The following is a 21,106-nucleotide window of genomic DNA, read 5'->3' on the forward strand; positions in this document are numbered from 1 at the left end:
CGCCTTATCCGGCCTACGGGTAGATACGTCTCGTAGGCCTGATAAGCGCAGCGCATCAGGCGTAAAGCATCTTACTTAGTAGCTGCTGGCGCTCTTACCGTCGCCGTGACCCAGCGCTTTCAGCAGGCTTGCCAGCAGGCTGGAAGCGCCAAAGCGGTAGTGACGCGCATCTGCCCAGTCAGCACCGAACAGTTCATCTGCAATGGCGAGATATTTCTGCGCATCTTCCGCAGTACGCACGCCGCCCGCCGGTTTGAAACCAACGGTTTTTTCTACGCCCATATCACGGATCACTTCCATCATGATGCGCGCGCTTTCCGGCGTCGCGTTCACAGCCACTTTACCGGTAGAGGTTTTGATGAAGTCCGCACCCGCTTTGATGGAGATTTCAGACGCTTTACGGATCAGCGCTTCGTCTTTCAGTTCGCCGGTTTCGATGATCACTTTCAGCAGTACATTCGCTGCCGCGCAAGCCTCTTTACAGGCTTTCACCAGGTCAAAACCAACCTGCTCGTTACCCGCCATCAGCGCGCGGTACGGGAACACAACGTCAACTTCATCAGCACCGTAGGCGATTGCCGCACGGGTTTCTGCCAGCGCGATGTCGATGTCGTCGTTACCGTGTGGGAAGTTGGTTACCGTAGCGATACGGATTTCCGGGGTGCCCTGCTCTTTCAGAGTTTTGCGAGCAATCGGGATAAAGCGAGGATAGATACAGATAGCGGCGGTATTGCCGACCGGAGTTTTGGCCTGATGACACAGGGCGATCACTTTCTCGTCGGTGTCGTCGTCATTCAGGGTGGTCAGGTCCATCAATTTCAGTGCACGCAGGCTGCTTGCTTTCAGATCAGTCATTTCATTCTCCTGGCTTGTCGCCAATAAAATTCACCTTGCGAGTTTGTTAGTATTCTAACATCTACTCCGCAACACACTTCGATACACATCACAATTAAGGAAATCTACTTACAAGTTTGCATCACTGTAATGCGATCTGGTTCAAATAATTCACTTTCAAATGAATGCGTCAGTGGTGGCAAACGCATCAGGATCAAAGTGAACATCACGAAACTTCTTACAATGGCGCATCACCTTCGGCATAAAAGGAAAAGAAGATGCCCACTTCTCATGAAAATGCACTGCAACAACGTTGCCAGCAAATTGTCACCAGCCCAGTGCTTAGCCCGGAGCAGAAGCGCCATTTTCTGGCACTGGAAGCAGAAAACAATCTGCCTTACCCACAGCTTCCTGCCGAAGCCCGCCGCGCGCTGGATGAAGGTGTAATCTGCGATATGTTTGAAGGTCATGCGCCGTACAAACCGCGCTATGTCTTACCCGATTACGCCCGTTTTCTGGCGAACGGTTCCGAATGGCTGGAGCTGGAAGGCGCGAAAGATCTTGATGACGCACTCTCTCTGCTGACCATTCTTTACCACCACGTACCGTCGGTCACATCGATGCCGGTCTACCTGGGGCAACTGGATGCGTTGTTGCAACCGTATGTTAGAATTCTAACACAAGACGAGATCGATGTTCGAATAAAACGTTTCTGGCGTTACCTCGACAGAACCCTGCCAGACGCCTTTATGCACGCCAATATCGGCCCGTCTGATTCGCCCATTACCCGCGCGATCTTACGTGCAGATGCAGAGTTGAAGCAGGTTTCACCGAACCTGACCTTTATCTACGATCCTGAAATCACCCCTGATGACCTGCTGCTGGAAGTGGCGAAGAACATCTGTGAATGTAGCAAACCGCACATCGCCAACGGTCCGGTGCATGATAAAATTTTCACAAAAGGGGGCTACGGGATTGTGAGCTGTTACAACTCACTGCCGCTGGCGGGTGGTGGCAGCACGCTGGTACGCCTTAACCTGAAAGCCATTGCCGAGCGCAGCGAATCGCTGGATGACTTCTTTACGCGCACTCTACCGCACTACTGCCAGCAGCAGATCGCCATCATCGATGCGCGGTGTGAATTCCTCTATCAACAATCACACTTCTTTGAGAATAGCTTCCTGGTGAAAGAAGGGCTGATTAACCCTGAACGTTTTGTGCCAATGTTTGGCATGTATGGGCTGGCGGAAGCGGTTAACTTGCTGTGTGAAAAAGAAGGGATTGCCGCGCGCTACGGTAAAGAAGCCGCCGCAAATGAAGTAGGTTATCGCATCAGCGCGCAACTGGCGGAGTTTGTCGCCAATACCCCCGTGAAATATGGCTGGCAAAAACGCGCCATGTTACACGCACAGTCGGGGATCAGTTCCGATATCGGCACCACGCCGGGCGCGCGTTTGCCGTATGGCGATGAGCCAGATCCGATCACCCATCTGCAAACTGTCGCCCCGCATCATGCTTATTATTATTCCGGCATCAGCGACATTCTGACGCTCGACGAAACCATCAAACGTAACCCGCAGGCACTGGTACAGCTTTGCCTCGGTGCCTTTAAAGCCGGAATGCGTGAATTTACCGCCAATGTCAGCGGTAACGATCTGGTTCGCGTTACCGGTTATATGGTGCGTTTGTCGGATTTAGAAAAATATCGCGCCGAAGGTTCACGCACCAACACCACCTGGCTGGGCGAAGAAGCCGCACGCAACACTCGTATTCTGGAACGCCAGCCGCGCGTGATAAGCCATGAACAGCAGATGCGCTTTAGTCAGTAAGATTATCCCCTTCTCCTGCGTTGACGGGCCAGGCAGTCGTCTGGCTCTGTTTTTGCAGGGCTGCAATCTGCGCTGCAAAAACTGTCACAATCCGTGGACGATGGGACGTTGCAATGACTGTGGGGAGTGCGTGCCACAGTGTCCGCATCAGGCGTTGCAGATTGTTGACGGCAAAGTGGTGTGGAACGCTGTGGTTTGCGAGCAGTGTGATACCTGCCTGAAGAGGTGTCCGCAACATGCCACGCCCATGGCGCAATCCATGAGCGTGGACGAAGTGCTTAGCCATGTCCGCAAAGCAGTGCTGTTTATCGAAGGGATAACGGTGAGTGGCGGTGAAGCCACGACCCAGCTGCCGTTTGTGGTGGCGCTGTTTACTGCTATCAAAAACGATCCGCAACTGCGCCATCTCACCTGTCTGGTGGACAGTAACGGCATGTTGAGCGAAACCGGCTGGGAAAAATTGCTCCCGGTGTGCGACGGCGCAATGCTCGATCTCAAAGCGTGGGGGAGCGAATGTCATCAACAACTCACCGGACGCGATAATCAGCAGATTAAGCGCAGCATCTATTTGCTGGCAGAGCGCGGCAAGCTGGCGGAACTGCGTTTGCTGGTGATCCCTGGCCAGGTGGATTATTTGCAACACATCGAAGAACTGGCGGCGTTTATCAAGGGACTCGGCGATGTTCCGGTACGCCTGAACGCGTTTCATGCCCACGGCGTGTATGGCGAGGCGCAAAGCTGGGCGAGCGCCACGCCGGAAGACGTTGAGCCGTTGGCTGATGCGTTAAAGGTGCGCGGGGTGAGCCGGTTGATATTTCCGGCGCTCTATTTGTGACATGCCGGATACGGCCTACGGTTCGGCACAGACTTGTAGGCCTGATAAGACGCGTCAAGCGTCGCATCAGGCATTGTGCGCCAACTGCCGGATGCGGCGCGAACGCCTTATCCGGCCTACGGTTCGGCACAAACCTGTAGGCATGATAAGACGCGACAAGCGTCGCATCAGGCATTATGCGCCGACTGCCGGATGCGGCGTGAACGCCTTATCCGGCCTACGGTTCGGCACAGACTTGTAGGCATGATAAGACGCGACAAGCGTCGCATCAGGCATTGTGCGCCAACTGCCGGATGCGGCGTGAACGCCTTATCCGGCCTACGGTTCGGCACAAACCTGTAGGCATGATAAGACGCGTTAAGCGTCGCATCAGGCATTGTGCGCCAACTGCCGGATGCGGCGTGAACGCCTTATCCGGCCTACGGCACGTTAAACAACGTATACGTGTTATTAAGCAACGCTTGCGCAATCTCATCCGCCGGTTCCCGGCGCAACTCGCAAAGCACGGCGAACACACGGGCAGCCTGCTCCGGGCGGTTAGGCTGCCCCTGAAAACCGTTGAGCGGCATATCCGGCGCGTCGGTTTCCAGCAATAACGATGCCAGCGGTAATTTTGCGATGACATCGCGGGTTTTACTGGCGCGTGGATAGGTGATAGTACCGCCTACGCCAATTTTGTAGCCCAGCTGTACAAACCGTTCGGCCTGTTGCAGGCTGCCGGAAAAACCGTGAACCACGCCAGTGCGCGGTAAATCGTGGCGTTTAAGATGCATCGCCAGTTTGTCGTGCGTGCGCCGTGAATGCAGGATCACCGGCAGATCGTAGCGTTTCGCCAGTTTCAGTTGTTCGTCGAGTAACCACTGCTGCCTCTCAAATTGCGGATCGTCGCCAAAGAGATCCAGACCGATCTCCCCCACCGCCACCACCTTCGCCGGACGCCTTTCCAGCGCCTGCTGTAGCTGCTCAAGAGACACATCGCTATGTTTTTCCAACATACCAGGATGCAAGCCCAATGCGGCATACAGCGGTTGATAATTTTCCGCTAATGCCAACACACGGGCAAAATTTTCCGCCTCTGTTGCCGGAACAATGATCTTGCCTACGCCCGCTTGTGCCGCGCGTTGCAGGCTGGCCTCTTCATCGCCACTAAACGGCGGGAAATCAAAATGGCAGTGGGTGTCGATAAAACGGCAAATCAAGCCAGATCCTCATTGTTAAATGTCGGGTCGTTCGCCTGCGGAGCGTCGCTCACTTCGGCAACCAGCGTATCGTTGGCGACTGGCGCAGGCGGAATGACAATCGATTCCGGCGTCACCACTGGCACCAGATGGCGGGTAAGCGGCGCTTTTTCAGTTAATAGCTTGCCAACCGTGGCGAGGAAATAACGACCGCATAAACGCCCAAGTTTATAGTCTTCACGCAGCGCCGGAATCCGACTGCCAAGCGCGATACTATGTAATGGCTTCGGCGGATAAATTTCGAATATCCGCAGCTTGCCCGGTGGTTTCTCAATAAATTGCTGAATGTCACGATAGCTGGTTTCATGATGCTGCACCAGATTGACCAGCGGCTGCAGGCTACTGTCACCCAGCCAGCGTTCCATGCGTTTGAACCACTGCGGCGTGTAGTACATTTGTGACGGCACAGTGCGAATGACGACCAACGTTTTAGCGCCCTGCCTTGCCGCCTCTTTAACCGGAATCGCATCACTGATCCCGCCATCCAGGTAGTTAATGCCTTCCAGCGACACTCCGCTACGATAAAAGCCAGGTATCGCACTGGAGGCGCGAATCACATCCAGCCAGTTTTGTTTGGTTGGTAAAAAGTAATTCGGCGCGTAGTCATCCTGACGACAGGCGCACATATAAAACGATTTGCCGCTGTCAAACAACCGCGCGGCGGTATCCATTTGCAACGGCATCTGGCTTGCAGTGGCCTCCACCAGCCAGTCGAGATCGATAAGATTTCCTCCACGGACAAAGCGCAATGGATCGAAAAATTCGCGTTTTGTGGTATAGCGCATGATGACTTTGCGCGCGTAACCGGGCTGATTGCAGATAAACGCCGAGAGGTTCTGCGCCCCGGCAGATGTGCCGAGATAAAGATCGAAAGGATTAAACTGCGCGCGCATAAACTCATCCAGCACGCCAGCCGTGAAAATTCCACGCTGTCCGCCGCCTTCGCACACCAGAGCTATTCGTCCAGGCTGGAACGGCCTTAGCGACAACGGCGCAATATTACCAAGCGTTACAGGTATTCGCTGCCCCACCTCTGCCTTCCTGTTTTTGTTGTGAAAGAATGACAAAGTAACGCAATTTATTATTCGCTAAAACCGCAAAAGCCAGTCCGCTGGACTGGCTTTGGATAAAATTTTCTTAATGGTCTGAAATCTAGGGTCGTTTTCGGCCCATGAACAAACTCACCAGGAACAGAATAATCCCGACGACAAAGACAATTTTAGCTGCGCCTGCAGCGGTACCGGCCAGACCACCAAACCCAAGTGCGGCGGCGATTAACGCGATAACCAGAAATATGATGCCCCAACGAAACATAAGCGTCTCCTTTACCATAGTTAATGTCACCGCTTGATATGAGCGTGAAAATCACTCAATGCGATATTTTTAGTGTGGTGCACATCGCGCCTCCCGACAAAGTTCGGGAGGACGAATTACGACGAATTACTTAGTTTTCAGATCATTTTTAACGCTTTTCACACCATCTACCGCTTTGGCGATACTTTCAGCACGGTCACTTTGTGCCTGAGAATCGACGGTACCGGAGAGCTGAACCACGCCGTCGGTGGTTTCAACTTTCACATGACGGGAAGGGACGATATCGTCCGCCAGCAGTTTGGCTTTGATTTCACTGGTGGTGGCGGTGTCACCCGCGTAGCCCTTCACCGAGCCTTCTTTAGCGTCGCGAACGTGCAGTTTGTCGCTGACAGAGGTCACCCCTTCAACGCCTTTCGCCACTTTCACTGCCTCTTCGGCCTGGGCCTGGCTTTCAACGAAACCGCTCAGGGTCACGACTTTTTGATCGGTTTTTACAGAGATATCGGTGCTCTTGATGTTGTCATGATCCACCAGGGCCGCCTTCACTTTCGCGGTGATGGCGCTGTCATCCATGAAATTACCGACTTTATTCATAGAGCTATCGACTTTTTGCCCTGCGCTTTCATTGGTAGTCTGCGCGTTGTTTTCCGCGTAGGCAGAGCCGGTCGCGACGGCAGAGGTCAACATTACAGCCAGCAGAGTTTTCGAAATCTTCAGTCTTGTCATAGTCATCGATTTATTCCTGTATGTTTGCTCGTAATTTGAGCCTGGCAACACGAGGTTGCATTGCTGAATAGGGAGAGACTTCACCCTCTACAGAAGTCAATGGTCGCCATCACAAAAGCGATGAGTGATGAATAACGACCATTACAGCCTCTGAATCAGTTATTAATATCGGTAGAATGACAATCGACGGCTTTAGATACTGATATCTACGCATTGAACGGTATTTAACGCCGTCAGAAATGTCATCACTTTGTTAAATATAGATCACAATTTTGAAACCGCTCGGGATATCAGCGAAAACATAAGCAAAAGTGAATGTTTTAAGAACATTCCGTAAGCGGCTAATAAGGAAGGGAAATTGACAGGGCGCAGCGGCTACCGCGCCCTGGAGGCAAGAATTAATGCTCGCGGGTCTGGTGGAACTGAACGTCCGGATAACGTTCCTGTGCCAGGCGCAGGTTGACCATGCTGGTAGCGATGTAAGCGAGGTTATCGCCGCCATCAAGCGCCAGTTGGCTTTCGTTCTTACGCTTGAACTCTTCGAATTTCTTCGCGTCTGCACATTCTACCCAGCGGGCAGTGGCAACGTTGACTGACTCATACACTGCTTCAACGTTGTATTCGCTCTTCAGGCGCGCTACCACCACATCAAACTGCAGCACACCAACTGCACCAACGATCAGATCGTTGTTGGAGATTGGACGGAACACCTGCACCGCGCCCTCTTCGGAAAGCTGTACCAGCCCTTTGAGCAGCTGTTTTTGCTTCAGCGGATCTTTCAGGCGGATACGACGGAACAGTTCTGGTGCGAAGTTCGGAATACCGGTGAACTTCATCATCTCACCCTGGGTAAAGGTGTCGCCGATCTGAATGGTGCCGTGGTTGTGCAGGCCGAGGATATCGCCCGGATACGCTTCTTCAACGTGCGAACGGTCACCCGCCATAAAGGTCAGCGCGTCGGAGATCACCACATCTTTCGCAGTGCGCACCTGGCGCAGTTTCATGCCTTTTTCATATTTACCGGACACCACACGCATAAACGCCACGCGGTCGCGGTGTTTCGGGTCCATGTTGGCCTGAATTTTAAATACGAAGCCGGTAAATTTATCTTCGCTCGCTTCTACGGTACGGGTATCAGTCTGACGCGGCATCGGCGCAGGTGCCCACTCCACCAGGCCATCCAACATATGATCGACGCCGAAGTTACCCAGCGCAGTACCGAAGAATACCGGAGTGATTTCGCCCGCAAGGAACAGCTCTTTGTCGAACTCGTTAGACGCGCCTTTCACCAGTTCCAGTTCGTCACGCAGCTGCTGTGCCAGATCTTCACCAACCGCAGCATCGAGATCCGGGTTATTCAGCCCTTTAACAATGCGGACTTCCTGAATGGTGTGGCCTTTACCGCTCTGATAGAGATAGGTTTCGTCTTTATAAAGGTGGTAAACGCCTTTAAACAGCTTGCCGCAGCCAATCGGCCAGGTGATCGGCGCACAGCCGATTTTCAGCTCGTTCTCAACTTCATCGAGCAGCTCCATCGGGTCGCGGATATCACGGTCAAGTTTGTTCATAAAGGTGAGGATCGGCGTGTCGCGCAGACGGGTAACTTCCATCAGCTTACGGGTACGATCTTCAACACCTTTTGCGGCGTCGATAACCATCAGGCAGCAGTCCACCGCCGTCAGGGTACGATAGGTATCTTCCGAGAAGTCTTCGTGCCCCGGGGTGTCGAGCAGGTTAACCAGGCAATCGTGATACGGAAACTGCATCACAGACGTAGTAATGGAGATCCCACGCTGCTTTTCCATCTCCATCCAGTCCGACTTAGCGTGCTGGTTGGAACCACGGCCTTTTACTGTACCGGCGGTCTGAATGGCCTGTCCGAACAGCAGCACCTTCTCGGTGATGGTAGTCTTACCGGCGTCCGGGTGAGAAATAATGGCAAAAGTGCGGCGCTTCGCCACCTCTTGCAAATAAGGAGACAACGTCATAATTCTTTCTTCTTGAGTAAGCGGCATCGCGCCGCGCTTGTTGAAAACGAAAAATTGCGGCTATTTTACCCATCAACGGGGGGGAGGCAATCAGTGTTTACACAGGAGCTGCTCCAGTTCGTGCAACGAAGAAACGGTCCAGGTGGGCGCGATGCCTTCTGGTTGCTCGCGATGGTGTGCATTCAGCCAGCAGGTCGCAAGCCCGGCGTTGATGCCACCGAGAATATCGGACTCGGCAGTGTCGCCAACCATCAGCACGCGTGAACGGTCAGGATTGCCCGCCTGTTCCAGCGCATAATCGAAAATTTTCTTATTCGGTTTGGCAACGCCAACTTCTTCGGAAATCACCAGCAAATCGAAGTAATCACGCAGGCCCGTGCGTTCCAGACGCACCTGTTGCAAGGCACTAAAGCCGTTGGTGATGATGCCGATTTTGGCGTTGCCACGAATGGCGTTAAGCAGAGAAACCGCGCCCGGCAGCGGCGTGCAGATTTCCGCCATCGCATTAATAAAGGCTTCGTTGAGTTTACCTGGCTCGACGTTCAGCCGTTCGGCCCAGCTCTCAAACCGCCCGTGCTGAAGCTGTAATGAAGTGATCGCGCCGTTTTGATAATCCACCCACAGTGGCTTGTTAACGGCCTGATAGTCCTGAAAATCTTCAGCGGTAAAGGTGACGCTGTAATCAAGAAACATCCGCTGCAGGCCGGTGAATGAGTCAAAGGTAAACAGCGTTTCATCGGCATCAAAGAAAATCCAGTCCCACTTCATTATTCCACCTTGTATTACATACTGATTGGCAACGCCATGATGATGGCGTCTTCGCGACCGTCCGTGGTGGGGTAGTAATTGCGGCGAATCGTCGCCTCGTTAAAGCCTAAACTTTCGTACAGGGCAATGGCGGCAGCGTTTGAAGCACGGACTTCCAGCCATAGTGTCGCCACGCCGCGTTTTTCCAGTTCGTCGATCAGATGTTCCAGCAGCGCCCTTCCCAATCCCTGACGCTGATAGTCAGGATCGACCGCAATATTGAACAATGTAGCTTCATCCAGCACCACTTGCGTAATCGCAAACGCCGCCATTTTGCCGTTTTGCGTTAACTGAAAGTTGAGATAACGCTCGCCCTGGTTGCTGGCAAACGTTTTTTCACTCCACGGAAAGGCGTGGGCGCGTTGTTCAATGTGGTAAGCCGCCGGTAAATCAGTCGTTTCGAGGGAAGAAATCGTGTTCATATGTGCAAATTTGTTGCCATAACGCGGCGCGTGCCGTTGGGTTTGCCCGTAAATCGGTGAGCGCCGGTGATGCCACCTGAGCGCCTTCCAGTGATAGCGGTTCGTCAGTACCCAACCGCCAACTGTTGCAGTGACTGCCTTGCGGCAGCATCGCGATTTTTTCTGGCGTCAGTTGCAGCACCTGGTCGGGGCTGACGGTTAATGCGCGCAGAACATCGCTCACTAAAGGATCAGTCAGGGCGGGAAGATCGTTTGCCACCATCACCAGACGGACGTGTGCCGGGATCGCAATGGCAATCTCCCCCTGCAACGCGCCAGGGCGACGCAGCGACCACTGGGTAATGCCCAGTTGCTGTAACTGCCAGTCTCGTCGGGATGTCATAGCGAATCGCTCCTGTTGTCAGGGGCGCAAATATAGCAAATTCGTCGATACCGCGCCAACATATGGCTATAATCGCCGCCAGTATCAATTGAGGAGCATTCCATGTCTGCATTTACCCCGGCAAGTGAAGTCTTGCTGCGTCACAGTGATGATTTCGAACAAAGCCGTATTCTGTTTGCCGGAGACTTACAGGATGACCTGCCCGCGCGTTTAGATACCGCGGCCAGCCGTGCTCATACCCAGCAATTCCACCACTGGCAGGTATTAAGCCGCCAGATGGGGGATAACGCCCGTTTCAGTCTGGTCGCCACGGCGGATGACGTCGCAGATTGCGATACGCTGATTTACTACTGGCCGAAGAACAAACCGGAAGCCCAGTTCCAGTTGATGAATTTACTTTCTCTGCTGCCAGTGGGGACAGATATTTTTGTCGTTGGCGAGAACCGCAGCGGCGTGCGCAGCGCCGAGCAGATGCTGGCAGATTATGCGCCGTTGAATAAAGTCGACAGCGCTCGTCGCTGTGGCCTCTATTTTGGTCGTCTGGAAAAACAGCCGGTATTTGATGCGGAGAAATTCTGGGGCGAATACAGCGTCGATGGCCTGACGGTCAAAACGCTGCCTGGCGTGTTTAGCCGCGACGGTCTGGATGTCGGTAGCCAGTTGCTGCTCTCGACGTTAACTCCGCACACGAAAGGTAAAGTGCTGGATGTCGGCTGTGGCGCGGGCGTGCTTTCAGTTGCCTTTGCGCGCCATTCGCCGAAAATTCGTCTCACCTTGTGCGATGTCTCTGCCCCGGCGGTAGAAGCCAGCCGCGCAACACTTGCGGCCAACGGTGTTGAAGGTGAAGTCTTTGCCAGCAACGTCTTTTCCGAGGTGAAAGGTCGTTTTGATATGATCATCTCCAACCCGCCGTTCCACGATGGGATGCAAACCAGCCTGGATGCGGCGCAAACGCTGATTCGCGGTGCGGTGCGTCATCTTAATAGCGGCGGCGAGCTGCGAATTGTAGCGAACGCCTTCCTGCCTTATCCGGACGTGCTGGATGAGACATTTGGCTTCCACGAAGTGATCGCGCAAACAGGGCGCTTCAAGGTGTATCGCGCCATTATGACCCGCCAGGCGAAGAAAGGTTAATTATCTCGCCGAATACCGTGTCGGATGCGGCGTGAACGCCTTATCCGACCTACAAAACCTGCACGTTAGCCCTTCGTAGGCCAGATAAGACGCGCCAGCGTCGCATCTGGCATCTGCCCCCGCATGCATACCAAACCTGCACGCTAGTTTCCTGATGGACATTTTTCCAGCAATTACACCTCTGTCGATAATTAACTATTGACGAAAAGCTGAAAACCACTAGAATGCGCCTCCGTGGTAGCAATTCTTTTTAAGAATTGATGGTATGCGAAGGTGGCGGAATTGGTAGACGCGCTAGCTTCAGGTGTTAGTGTCCTTACGGACGTGGGGGTTCAAGTCCCCCCCCTCGCACCAAAAACCACGTTGATATTGCTCGCACTGGGCGAAGGTGGCGGAATTGGTAGACGCGCTAGCTTCAGGTGTTAGTGTTCTTACGGACGTGGGGGTTCAAGTCCCCCCCCTCGCACCAAACGAGGCGATATCAAAAAAAGTAAGATGACTGTGCGAAGGTGGCGGAATTGGTAGACGCGCTAGCTTCAGGTGTTAGTGTCCTTACGGACGTGGGGGTTCAAGTCCCCCCCCTCGCACCAATTATCTTTACTTCCTTTCTTGTTTCTTCCTTGATTTTTCATCCCTGATTCAAATTCATTATCATCAGCATGATGCCAGCAATAAGTGCCAGGCACGATGGTAGCAAAATGTAATGCCGCAACTGTTTGTGATACAGCATCATCGGCGTCAATACTAATCCCATCAGAATGACAATCCGCCACTGATCTGACGATAAATCCGCATACATCAGCCCTGCAATCAGCAATCCCGGCAGCAACACTCCCCAGCCACTGCCCAGCGTACGTTGCAACATGATTTCATCTCTCTCATTGATAATGATAACCAATATCATATGATAATTTTTATCATTTGCAAGCCAGATAAATCCCTTGCTATCGGGTAAACCTATCGCTAGGATTAGCAATCATTATCATTTAGATTACTATCCCGATTATGGCCTATCGTTCCGCACCGCTCTATGAAGATGTCATCTGGCGAACGCATCTCCAGCCGCAGGATCCCACGCTTGCGCAAGCCGTGCGGGCGACGATCGCAAAACATCGTGAACATTTGCTGGAGTTTATCCGCCTGGATGAACCTGCCCCACTTAACGCCATGACGCTGGCGCAATGGTCATCACCGAATGTGCTAAGTTCTCTGCTGGCGGTCTATTCCGATCATATCTATCGCAACCAACCGATGATGATCCGCGAGAACAAACCGCTGATCTCACTATGGGCACAATGGTATATCGGCCTGATGGTGCCACCATTAATGCTGGCGCTACTGACGCAGGAAAAGGCATTAGATGTGTCGCCGGAACATTTCCATGCTGAGTTTCACGAAACCGGACGCGTCGCCTGTTTCTGGGTCGATGTGTGTGAAGATAAAAACGCAACACCACATTCGCCGCAGCATCGAATGGAAACGTTAATCAGCCAGGCGCTGGTTCCGGTTGTGCAAGCACTAGAAGCGACCGGAGAGATCAACGGCAAACTTATCTGGAGTAATACCGGTTATTTGATCAACTGGTATCTCACTGAGATGAAGCAACTGCTCGGCGAGGCTACTGTTGAATCGCTGCGCCATGCCCTCTTTTTTGAGAAAACGCTCACGAACGGTGAAGATAATCCACTCTGGCGTACCGTGGTACTGCGCGACGGCCTGCTGGTGCGCCGCACTTGCTGCCAGCGTTATCGCTTACCGGATGTGCAGCAATGTGGCGATTGTACGCTGAAATGAAAGCACTGCCGGGGAAGTAAACCCGGCATCATGCGGATTAATAGGGATGCAACACATTACTTGTTTCGCAATGCCGCATACATAACAGAATATCTGCGGCCTCCAACAACCCTGCGTCAGAACTGACGCCCAGTTTCGACATCACATTAAATTTATGTGCACGGATCGTTTTGATATTGCGTTTAAGCTGCTCGGCAATTTGTGTCATTGAGTAGCCACGCGACATAAAGCGCAATATTTCTCTCTCCGTCGGGCTTAACGTCCGGCTTTGGTTAATGTACCACTGATTGTTCAGTCGGTCGGTCGCCTGACGTACACCATTTAATGACAAAAAGAGTTCCTGATGAAAAATCTCCAGCGTTGACGCTTTACTTAATACACCGTCCAGCGGTGATGGCGACAATGAACCAATCAGCCGAGCTTCAATATCATCATCCGCAATAACTAAACGCCGGGTACGCGGAAACTTAATCGCCAGTTCAGTCAGGCAAGATAATCCCTCTCTGCGCTCACTTCTCATGGCAGAAAAAGAAAAAATGACCGCCGCAAACGAGATCCGCGACATGGCATCCTGAAATGACTCCTGACTGGTATAGGTATGGAGCTTATAAGGGTTACCCGCAAACTTTCTGAATAAACTCTCAATACCGATACTACTCATGACGCATTTTTCTATGAGTGCGACATTTCTCTTCTTAATTCGGCTGTGTTCCATTCTGCGGCATCTCCATAAACAGAAGGCAAGTTAAGTTCTCTTGCACCCTGCGCGCTATTTATCCATGCATACATTTCAGCGTTGCTGTGAATTGCCAGTCGACGCATCGCACTGTTTTTTTGGGCGCTGATAGTTTTATTACTTTTCTTAAGCAATGAAGCTATCTGGTTGATGCCCCATCCTTTACCTAATAGCCGCAGTACCTTGCGCTCTGAAAGAGTGAGAATGACGGAGCGATAGCTAAAATCATGAGTTTCAGTCATTGCCGGGGAGGTCAGCATGGCGCTGATACGCTCTGCGTGCGTATTGCCGGAACGTACGGTCTTGACCAGATTCTCAATGGGTTCAACATCAGACAATAACGTCGCCGTAGGGCACATGAGCAGTTCTACTGCCTGGGAATACCAGGAGCGTGACACCATGAAAACCCAGTGAATTTCCCGATATTGTGAGATTAAAGAATAATAATGTTCACAAACAGAACGTGGATCTTCACTTTCACCGGCTAAATCAGCAATGACTAATCCGGAACGACGTAATTGTAATAAGGTAAGGTCCTCCGCAGAGGCGCTGGATATTATTTCATATTCAGGGAAGTGAGTCCTCATGACCTCTTTTAACCCTGCTTGCATAACAGGTATTTTACTGATAACAATTCCATTTTTGCAGCATCCTGGCAACATATTTCCTCCACATCCACTGTCTAAAAATTATGATGGTTTATTCAGGATATTCATTCCTTAAATGTTTCCAGCAAATTAATAGATTAAGCGAATAAATTATCCTTAGCATTCACTTTCATATCAGCATACTCCTGCTGCACAACAACTCCACTGCATGTGTCAGAAGGTTAGCATCAAATGATAACCTGGTGAAATAGCCTGGAGACATTTAAAATATCTACATTAAGTTGTTAGGAATACTTAATGAAAAACAGAAATCACATTCATTTAATTTATAATTAAATGATATCCCTTCCCGCAGAATGCAAAATCACACAACCAATATTTATTCAATGAAATCTGATGGTTTTAGCTTGTTAACATTAAAAAACGTGCCCGGTTATCTATTATCCTGATTCGTAAAGGCCAAACAATAAATTCATTATGATGATAATATTCATGTGATAGTTTGTTTGCGGCGAGAGATAATTCGCTTTTTATCACCGAGCTTCTCCCGATAACCAGGATTAATCAGCGCAATTTTGATCTTAACCTACCGCAAAACAACCGTGCTTCATGATACAAATGGATTCTCATTATCTGAACAATACGCAGCACGTCTATGACAAAGGGCGAGTTATGCAAACTGAGCAACAGCGAGCCGTAACACGGCTTTGTATCCAGTGTGGATTATTTCTTTTGCAACATGGTGCGGAAAGCGCGTTGGTTGATGAGCTTTCCTCACGACTGGGTCGGGCACTGGGAATGGACAGCGTCGAAAGTTCTATCTCTTCGAACGCCATAGTGCTGACAACTATTAAAGATGGGCAATGCCTGACATCGACACGTAAAAATCACGATCGCGGCATTAATATGCATGTGGTGACTGAAGTCCAGCACATTGTGATTCTTGCGGAGCATCATCTGCTGGATTACAAAGGCGTAGAGAAACGATTTAGCCAAATTCAGCCATTACGTTACCCAAGATGGCTGGTAGCCTTAATGGTTGGCCTTTCTTGCGCCTGTTTCTGTAAACTCAATAACGGTGGCTGGGATGGTGCCGTCATCACCTTCTTTGCCAGTACGACCGCGATGTATATCCGCCAGCTGCTGGCACAACGTCATCTTCATCCACAGATCAACTTTTGCCTTACCGCTTTCGCCGCCACCACCATTTCCGGATTGCTTTTGCAACTCCCCACTTTCAGCAATACCCCCACCATTGCGATGGCCGCCAGCGTTCTGCTGCTAGTGCCGGGCTTTCCGTTGATTAATGCCGTCGCCGATATGTTTAAAGGCCACATCAATACCGGACTGGCACGCTGGGCGATCGCCAGTCTGCTGACACTGGCTACCTGCGTCGGCGTAGTGATGGCACTGACGATTTGGGGGCTACGCGGATGGGTGTAATCGAATTTCTGTTAGCGTTGGCGCAGGATATGATCCTCGCCGCCATTCCTGCGGTCGGCTTTGCGATGGTGTTCAACGTTCCCGTGCGGGCGTTACGCTGGTGTGCGCTGCTTGGCTCGATAGGTCATGGTTCCCGAATGATCTTGATGACCAGCGGGTTGAATATTGAGTGGTCAACCTTTATGGCTTCTATGCTGGTCGGTACCATTGGTATTCAATGGTCGCGCTGGTATCTGGCGCATCCGAAAGTGTTTACCGTGGCGGCCGTTATCCCTATGTTCCCGGGCATATCGGCTTATACCGCAATGATTTCGGCGGTAAAAATCAGCCAGTTAGGTTACAGCGAACCGTTGATGATTACCCTGTTAACCAACTTTCTTACAGCTTCATCGATTGTTGGTGCGTTATCCATCGGTCTTTCCATTCCTGGATTATGGTTGTACCGCAAGCGCCCTCGCGTATAAAATTGCCTCGCTTAAGCACACGGATGAGAGACAGCCTCCTCTCCTCCGTGTGTTACTATAAAAGTTATCTCCCTTCTCGTTCATCGTTCCATATTTGAGAAACAGTATGTCTTCCAGAGTTTTGACCCCGGACGTCGTTGGTATTGACGCCCTGGTACACGATCACCAAACCGTTCTGGCAAAAGCTGAAGGCGGTGTGGTTGCCGTATTTGCTAACAATGCCCCGGCGTTTTATGCCGTCACGCCTGCACGCCTGGCTGAACTGCTGGCGCTGGAAGAAAAGCTGGCGCGTCCGGGAAGCGATGTCGCTCTGGACGATCAACTCTATCAGGAACCGCAAGCCGCTCCCGTTGCTGTACCCATGGGGAAATTCGCCATGTATCCGGACTGGCAACCCGATGCCGATTTTATCCGCCTGGCGGCGCTATGGGGCGTGGCGCTAAGAGAGCCGGTGACCACCGAAGAACTGGCCTCATTCATTGCCTACTGGCAGGCGGAAGGTAAAGTCTTTCACCATGTGCAGTGGCAACAAAAACTGGCGCGCAGCCTGCAAATCGGTCGTGCCAGCAACGGCGGACTGCCGAAACGAGATGTGAATACGGTCAGCGAACCTGACAGCCAAATTCCACCAGGATTCAGAGGGTAACGATGAAAAACGTTGGCGACCTGATGCAACGCCTGCAAAAAATGATGCCTGCCCATATCAAACCCGCATTCAAAACGGGTGAAGAACTACTGGCCTGGCAAAAAGAACAAGGAGCGATCCGCTCCGCCGCTCTCGAACGTGAAAATCGGGCGATGAAAATGCAGCGCACCTTTAACCGCTCCGGTATTCGTCCACTGCATCAGAACTGTTCCTTTGAGAACTATCGCGTTGAGTGTGAAGGGCAGATGAATGCGTTAAGCAAAGCGCGCCAGTATGTCGAAGAGTTTGACGGCAACATCGCCAGCTTCATCTTTTCTGGTAAGCCAGGAACCGGCAAAAACCATCTGGCGGCGGCAATCTGCAACGAGCTGCTGCTACGCGGTAAATCCGTATTGATCATCACCGTGGCCGATATTATGTCGGCGATGAAAGATACCTTCAGGAATAGCGGTACCAGCGAAGAACAACTGCTTAACGATCTGAGCAACGTTGATCTGCTGGTGATCGATGAGATCGGCGTGCAGACCGAATCGAAATACGAAAAAGTGATCATCAACCAGATCGTCGATCGCCGCTCTTCTTCCAAACGCCCAACCGGGATGCTGACCAACAGTAATATGGAAGAGATGACCAAGTTGCTGGGCGAACGCGTGATGGACCGTATGCGCCTGGGTAACAGTTTGTGGGTGATCTTCAACTGGGATAGCTACCGTAGCCGGGTAACAGGTAAAGAGTATTAATCCCCGTTTCTGGCGGTATACTGCGACACAATTCCACCTTGAGTAATGATGATGAAAACTGTTAAACATCTTCTGTGCTGTGCCATTGCCGCCAGCGCATTAATTTCCACCGGGGTGCATGCTGCGTCCTGGAAAGATGCGCTCTCCAGCGCCGCCAGCGAACTTGGCAACCAAAACAGCACGACACAGGAAGGCGGTTGGTCGCTCGCGTCATTAACTAACTTGCTTAGCAGCGGAAACCAGGCCTTAAGCGCAGATAACATGAACAATGCCGCAGGCATTCTGCAATACTGCGCGAAGCAAAAGCTGGCGTCGGTAACCGATGCCGAAAACATCAAGAACCAGGTGCTGGAAAAGCTGGGCCTGAACAGTGAAGAGCAAAAAGAAGACACCAACTATCTGGACGGCATTCAGGGTTTGCTGAAAACCAAAGATGGTCAGCAACTCAATCTGGATAACATCGGAACAACTCCGCTGGCAGAAAAGGTGAAAACCAAAGCCTGCGATCTGGTGTTAAAACAGGGGCTGAACTTCATTTCCTGAACCGCGAAACGCCGCGTTTTAGCTGTTACCCGGCTGACGCGGCTCTCTCCTGCCCTTTTCCCTGCTCCTGGACGGTTTTACCCCTGTTACACGGGAAGTGACCGTAATCAAAAAAGTCTGTTTATAAACTAATTCCTAACAACATCGCATTTTTTTGACACTAGAATTGCAGCAATATGGCGACGCCATTACATTGTGCTTCTCAAAAAGCTTAAACGTTGGCTAAACGGCCCGGTTTAGTGAGGATCGCCCGTTGTCAGAACTACTCTCTTTCGCCCTTTTTCTCGCCTCTGTGCTGATTTACGCATGGAAAGCGGGACGTAACACCTGGTGGTTTGCAGCCACGTTAACGGTGCTGGGGCTATTTGTCGTTTTAAATATCACCCTGTTTGCCAGCGACTATTTTACTGGCGATGGTATTAACGACGCGGTTCTCTATACCTTAACCAACAGCCTGACCGGTGCTGGCGTCAGCAAATACATTTTGCCGGGTATCGGCATTGTGCTGGGGCTGACAGCGGTGTTCGGTGCGCTGGGCTGGATCCTGCGCCGTCGTCGCCATCATCCGCACCATTTTGGTTACAGCCTGCTGGCGCTCTTACTGGCGCTGGGTTCGGTGGACGCCAGCCCGGCATTTCGTCAGATAACGGAACTGGTGAAATCCCAGTCACGCGACGGCGACCCGGACTTTGCGGCTTATTATAAAGAGCCGTCGAAAACTATCCCTGACCCGAAACTCAACCTGGTTTATATCTACGGCGAAAGTCTCGAGCGGACCTATTTTGATAACGAGGCTTTCCCGGATCTCACGCCTGAACTGGGCGCGTTGAAAAATGAAGGCCTGGATTTCAGCCACACGCAGCAGCTGCCGGGAACAGATTACACGATTGCGGGCATGGTGGCTTCTCAGTGCGGCATACCGCTGTTTGCCCCCTTTGAAGGCAACGCCTCCGCCTCTGTCTCCAGCTTCTTCCCGCAGAACATCTGTCTGGGAGATATCCTGAAAAACTCGGGTTATCAGAACTATTTCGTGCAGGGCGCGAATCTGCGTTTTGCCGGTAAAGATGTGTTCCTGAAGTCGCATGGCTTCGACCACTTATACGGCTCAGAAGAGCTGAAAAGCGTGGTAGCCGACCCGCACTATCGCAACGACTGGGGATTCTACGACGATACCGTTCTCGATGAAGCGTGGAAAAAGTTTGAAGAGCTTTCCCGCTCAGGTCAGCGATTCTCACTGTTTACCCTGACAGTCGATACCCATCACCCGGATGGTTTTATCTCTCGTACCTGTAACCGCAAAAAATATGATTTTGACGGTAAACCGAATCAGTCATTCAGCGCGGTAAGTTGCAGCCAGGAGAACATCGCGACGTTTATCAACAAAATCAAAGCGTCACCGTGGTTTAAAGATACCGTCATCGTCGTCTCTTCTGACCATTTAGCGATGAACAACACGGCGTGGAAATACCTCAATAAGCAGGATCGCAATAACCTGTTTTTTGTCATTCGTGGCGACAAGCCGCAGCAAGAGACGCTGGCAGTGAAGCGTAACACGATGGATAACGGCGCGACGGTGCTGGACATTCTCGGTGGCGATAACTATCTCGGACTTGGTCGTAGCAGTTTATCCGGGCAGTCGATGTCGGAAATCTTCCTCAATATCAAAGAGAAAACATTGGCGTGGAAGCCAGATATCATCCGCCTGTGGAAATTCCCTAAAGAGATGAAAGAGTTCACCATCGACCAGCAGAAAAACATGATTGCCTTCTCGGGTAGCCATTTCCGTTTGCCGCTGCTGTTGCGGGTTTCAGACAAACGCGTGGAACCGCTGCCGGAAAGCGAATACTCAGCACCGCTGCGTTTCCAGCTGGCCGATTTCGCTCCACGCGACAATTTCGTCTGGGTTGACCGTTGCTACAAGATGGCACAACTCTGGGCTCCGGAACTGGCACTTTCCACCGACTGGTGTGTCTCGCAAGGGCAGCTTGGCGGTCAGCAAATTGTTCAGCATGTTGACAAAACAACATGGCAGGGCAAAACGGCATTTAAAGATACGGTCATCGACATGGCGCGTTACAAAGGCAATGTCGATACGCTGAAGATTGTTGATAACGATATTCGCTACAAAGCCGACAGTTTCATCTTTAACGTCGCCGGTGCGCCAGAAGAGGTGAAACAGTTTAGCGGGATTTCCCGTCCGGAGTCGTGGGGCCGCTGGTCCAACGCGCAGCTGGGCGATGAAGTAAAAATCGAGTACAAGCATCCGCTGCCGAAGAAATTTGACCTGGTGATTACCGCCAAAGCATACGGCAATAACGCCAGCCGTCCTATTCCGGTACGCGTAGGCAATGAAGAACAAACTCTTGTGCTGGGCAATGAAGTGACCACCACCACACTGCATTTCGATAACCCAACCGATGCCGACACACTGGTAATTGTGCCGCCGGAACCTGTCTCAACCAACGAAGGGAATATCCTCGGACACTCGCCGCGTAAGCTCGGGATCGGCATGGTGGAAATTAAAGTGGTAGAACGTGAAGGGTAATTCCTGACTGATGTGTAGGTCGCATAGGGTGCGACCTACACGCCTTCTACGGCTTACAACACATTATTAAGAAACAAA

The 21,106-nt window shown here is 51.6% G+C and carries 22 protein-coding genes and 3 tRNA genes; 13 read left to right on the forward strand and 12 right to left on the reverse strand.

Features of this window, described 5'->3' with window-relative positions; translation table 11 throughout:
• Positions 1–75 precede the first annotated feature (75 nt).
• Positions 76–855 (reverse strand): deoxyribose-phosphate aldolase, encoded by a 780-nt coding sequence (deoC, locus tag KXD89_RS18810; protein WP_001298497.1) that lies wholly within the window; start codon positions 853–855, stop codon positions 76–78.
• Between the two features lie 257 nt (positions 856–1,112).
• Between deoC and KXD89_RS18815 the strand changes: the two genes are divergently transcribed.
• Together KXD89_RS18815 and KXD89_RS18820 are read left to right on the forward strand one after the other, a co-directional pair.
• Positions 1,113–2,663, forward strand: a complete 1,551-nt coding sequence (locus tag KXD89_RS18815) for a YjjI family glycine radical enzyme (RefSeq protein ID WP_001143253.1) — start codon at positions 1,113–1,115, stop codon at positions 2,661–2,663.
• Positions 2,635–3,498, forward strand: a complete 864-nt coding sequence (locus KXD89_RS18820) for a YjjW family glycine radical enzyme activase (protein ID WP_001088415.1) — start codon at positions 2,635–2,637, stop codon at positions 3,496–3,498. The genes KXD89_RS18815 and KXD89_RS18820 overlap by 29 nt, the downstream gene beginning before the upstream one ends.
• A gap of 419 nt (positions 3,499–3,917) precedes the next feature.
• Here the strand turns inward: KXD89_RS18820 and KXD89_RS18825 are convergent, their stop codons facing one another.
• The 8 genes from KXD89_RS18825 to holD form a co-directional block, all read right to left on the reverse strand.
• Complete coding sequence (locus KXD89_RS18825; RefSeq protein ID WP_000563040.1) at positions 3,918–4,697, reverse strand: metal-dependent hydrolase; 780 nt, start codon at positions 4,695–4,697, stop codon at positions 3,918–3,920.
• Positions 4,694–5,767, reverse strand: coding sequence for a patatin family protein (locus KXD89_RS18830; RefSeq protein ID WP_001299799.1), 1,074 nt, complete (start codon positions 5,765–5,767; stop codon positions 4,694–4,696). Before KXD89_RS18830 ends, KXD89_RS18825 begins: the two co-directional genes overlap by 4 nt.
• 121 nt (positions 5,768–5,888) lie before the next feature.
• Positions 5,889–6,050: a DUF1328 domain-containing protein gene (locus KXD89_RS18835; protein ID WP_000490275.1), complete on the reverse strand. Its 162-nt coding sequence runs from the start codon at positions 6,048–6,050 to the stop codon at positions 5,889–5,891.
• A gap of 126 nt (positions 6,051–6,176) precedes the next feature.
• A complete protein-coding gene (gene osmY / locus KXD89_RS18840; RefSeq protein WP_001295748.1) occupies positions 6,177–6,782 on the reverse strand; it encodes a molecular chaperone OsmY in 606 nt (201 codons plus the stop codon).
• A 392-nt stretch (positions 6,783–7,174) separates the two neighbouring features.
• A complete protein-coding gene (prfC, locus tag KXD89_RS18845; protein ID WP_000175940.1) occupies positions 7,175–8,764 on the reverse strand; it encodes a peptide chain release factor 3 in 1,590 nt (529 codons plus the stop codon).
• A gap of 90 nt (positions 8,765–8,854) precedes the next feature.
• Positions 8,855–9,532: a pyrimidine 5'-nucleotidase gene (gene yjjG, locus KXD89_RS18850; protein ID WP_000870710.1), complete on the reverse strand. Its 678-nt coding sequence runs from the start codon at positions 9,530–9,532 to the stop codon at positions 8,855–8,857.
• Positions 9,533–9,546: 14 nt separating this feature from the next.
• Positions 9,547–9,993 carry a ribosomal protein S18-alanine N-acetyltransferase gene (gene rimI / locus KXD89_RS18855; RefSeq protein ID WP_001092461.1) on the reverse strand — a complete coding sequence of 149 codons (447 nt, stop codon included), beginning with the start codon at positions 9,991–9,993 and terminating at the stop codon, positions 9,547–9,549.
• Positions 9,962–10,375: a DNA polymerase III subunit psi gene (holD, locus tag KXD89_RS18860; RefSeq protein ID WP_000204012.1), complete on the reverse strand. Its 414-nt coding sequence runs from the start codon at positions 10,373–10,375 to the stop codon at positions 9,962–9,964. Before holD ends, rimI begins: the two co-directional genes overlap by 32 nt.
• Before the next feature lie 102 nt (positions 10,376–10,477).
• On the opposite strand from holD, the gene rsmC reads away from it, so the two are divergent.
• From rsmC to KXD89_RS18880, 4 genes are all read left to right on the forward strand, one after another.
• Entirely contained in the window at positions 10,478–11,509 is a 1,032-nt protein-coding gene (gene rsmC, locus KXD89_RS18865) for a 16S rRNA (guanine(1207)-N(2))-methyltransferase RsmC (protein ID WP_001272330.1), read from the forward strand.
• A 267-nt stretch (positions 11,510–11,776) separates the two neighbouring features.
• Positions 11,777–11,863, forward strand: a tRNA-Leu gene (locus tag KXD89_RS18870).
• Between the two features lie 28 nt (positions 11,864–11,891).
• Positions 11,892–11,978: transfer RNA gene (locus KXD89_RS18875), tRNA-Leu, on the forward strand.
• Positions 11,979–12,012: 34 nt separating this feature from the next.
• Positions 12,013–12,099 (forward strand) — tRNA-Leu (locus KXD89_RS18880).
• A gap of 38 nt (positions 12,100–12,137) precedes the next feature.
• On the opposite strand, the gene KXD89_RS18885 is transcribed toward KXD89_RS18880, so the two are convergent.
• Positions 12,138–12,374: a DUF1435 domain-containing protein gene (locus KXD89_RS18885; RefSeq protein WP_001393508.1), complete on the reverse strand. Its 237-nt coding sequence runs from the start codon at positions 12,372–12,374 to the stop codon at positions 12,138–12,140.
• A 140-nt stretch (positions 12,375–12,514) separates the two neighbouring features.
• On the opposite strand from KXD89_RS18885, the gene fhuF reads away from it, so the two are divergent.
• On the forward strand, positions 12,515–13,303 hold the full coding sequence (fhuF, locus tag KXD89_RS18890; protein ID WP_000331618.1) for a siderophore-iron reductase FhuF: 789 nt from the start codon (positions 12,515–12,517) through the stop codon (positions 13,301–13,303).
• 37 nt (positions 13,304–13,340) lie between these two features.
• Here fhuF and bglJ read toward each other — a convergent pair whose 3' ends face one another.
• Entirely contained in the window at positions 13,341–14,018 is a 678-nt protein-coding gene (gene bglJ, locus KXD89_RS18895; protein WP_001301727.1) for a DNA-binding transcriptional activator BglJ, read from the reverse strand.
• Complete coding sequence (locus KXD89_RS18900) at positions 13,976–14,701, reverse strand: response regulator transcription factor (RefSeq protein WP_000936635.1); 726 nt, start codon at positions 14,699–14,701, stop codon at positions 13,976–13,978. Before KXD89_RS18900 ends, bglJ begins: the two co-directional genes overlap by 43 nt.
• A gap of 618 nt (positions 14,702–15,319) precedes the next feature.
• Between KXD89_RS18900 and KXD89_RS18905 the strand changes: the two genes are divergently transcribed.
• From KXD89_RS18905 to opgB, 6 genes are all read left to right on the forward strand, one after another.
• Positions 15,320–16,090: a threonine/serine exporter ThrE family protein gene (locus KXD89_RS18905; protein ID WP_001338213.1), complete on the forward strand. Its 771-nt coding sequence runs from the start codon at positions 15,320–15,322 to the stop codon at positions 16,088–16,090.
• Complete coding sequence (locus KXD89_RS18910; protein WP_000538191.1) at positions 16,081–16,554, forward strand: threonine/serine exporter; 474 nt, start codon at positions 16,081–16,083, stop codon at positions 16,552–16,554. Before KXD89_RS18905 ends, KXD89_RS18910 begins: the two co-directional genes overlap by 10 nt.
• 106 nt (positions 16,555–16,660) lie before the next feature.
• A complete protein-coding gene (gene dnaT / locus KXD89_RS18915) occupies positions 16,661–17,200 on the forward strand; it encodes a primosomal protein DnaT (RefSeq protein WP_000098818.1) in 540 nt (179 codons plus the stop codon).
• Positions 17,201–17,202: 2 nt separating this feature from the next.
• The gene (gene dnaC / locus KXD89_RS18920) at positions 17,203–17,940 is read left to right on the forward strand and encodes a DNA replication protein DnaC (protein ID WP_000799911.1); all 738 of its coding nucleotides are present in this window, start codon (positions 17,203–17,205) and stop codon (positions 17,938–17,940) included.
• Between the two features lie 48 nt (positions 17,941–17,988).
• The gene (gene yjjA, locus KXD89_RS18925) at positions 17,989–18,483 is read left to right on the forward strand and encodes a DUF2501 domain-containing protein YjjA (protein ID WP_001308243.1); all 495 of its coding nucleotides are present in this window, start codon (positions 17,989–17,991) and stop codon (positions 18,481–18,483) included.
• A gap of 253 nt (positions 18,484–18,736) precedes the next feature.
• On the forward strand, positions 18,737–21,028 hold the full coding sequence (opgB, locus tag KXD89_RS18930; protein WP_001292679.1) for a phosphatidylglycerol--membrane-oligosaccharide glycerophosphotransferase: 2,292 nt from the start codon (positions 18,737–18,739) through the stop codon (positions 21,026–21,028).
• Positions 21,029–21,106 lie beyond the last annotated feature (78 nt).

Origin of the sequence: Escherichia sp. TC-EC600-tetX4 (genome assembly GCF_019356055.1) — a bacterium.
Lineage (GTDB): Bacteria > Pseudomonadota > Gammaproteobacteria > Enterobacterales > Enterobacteriaceae.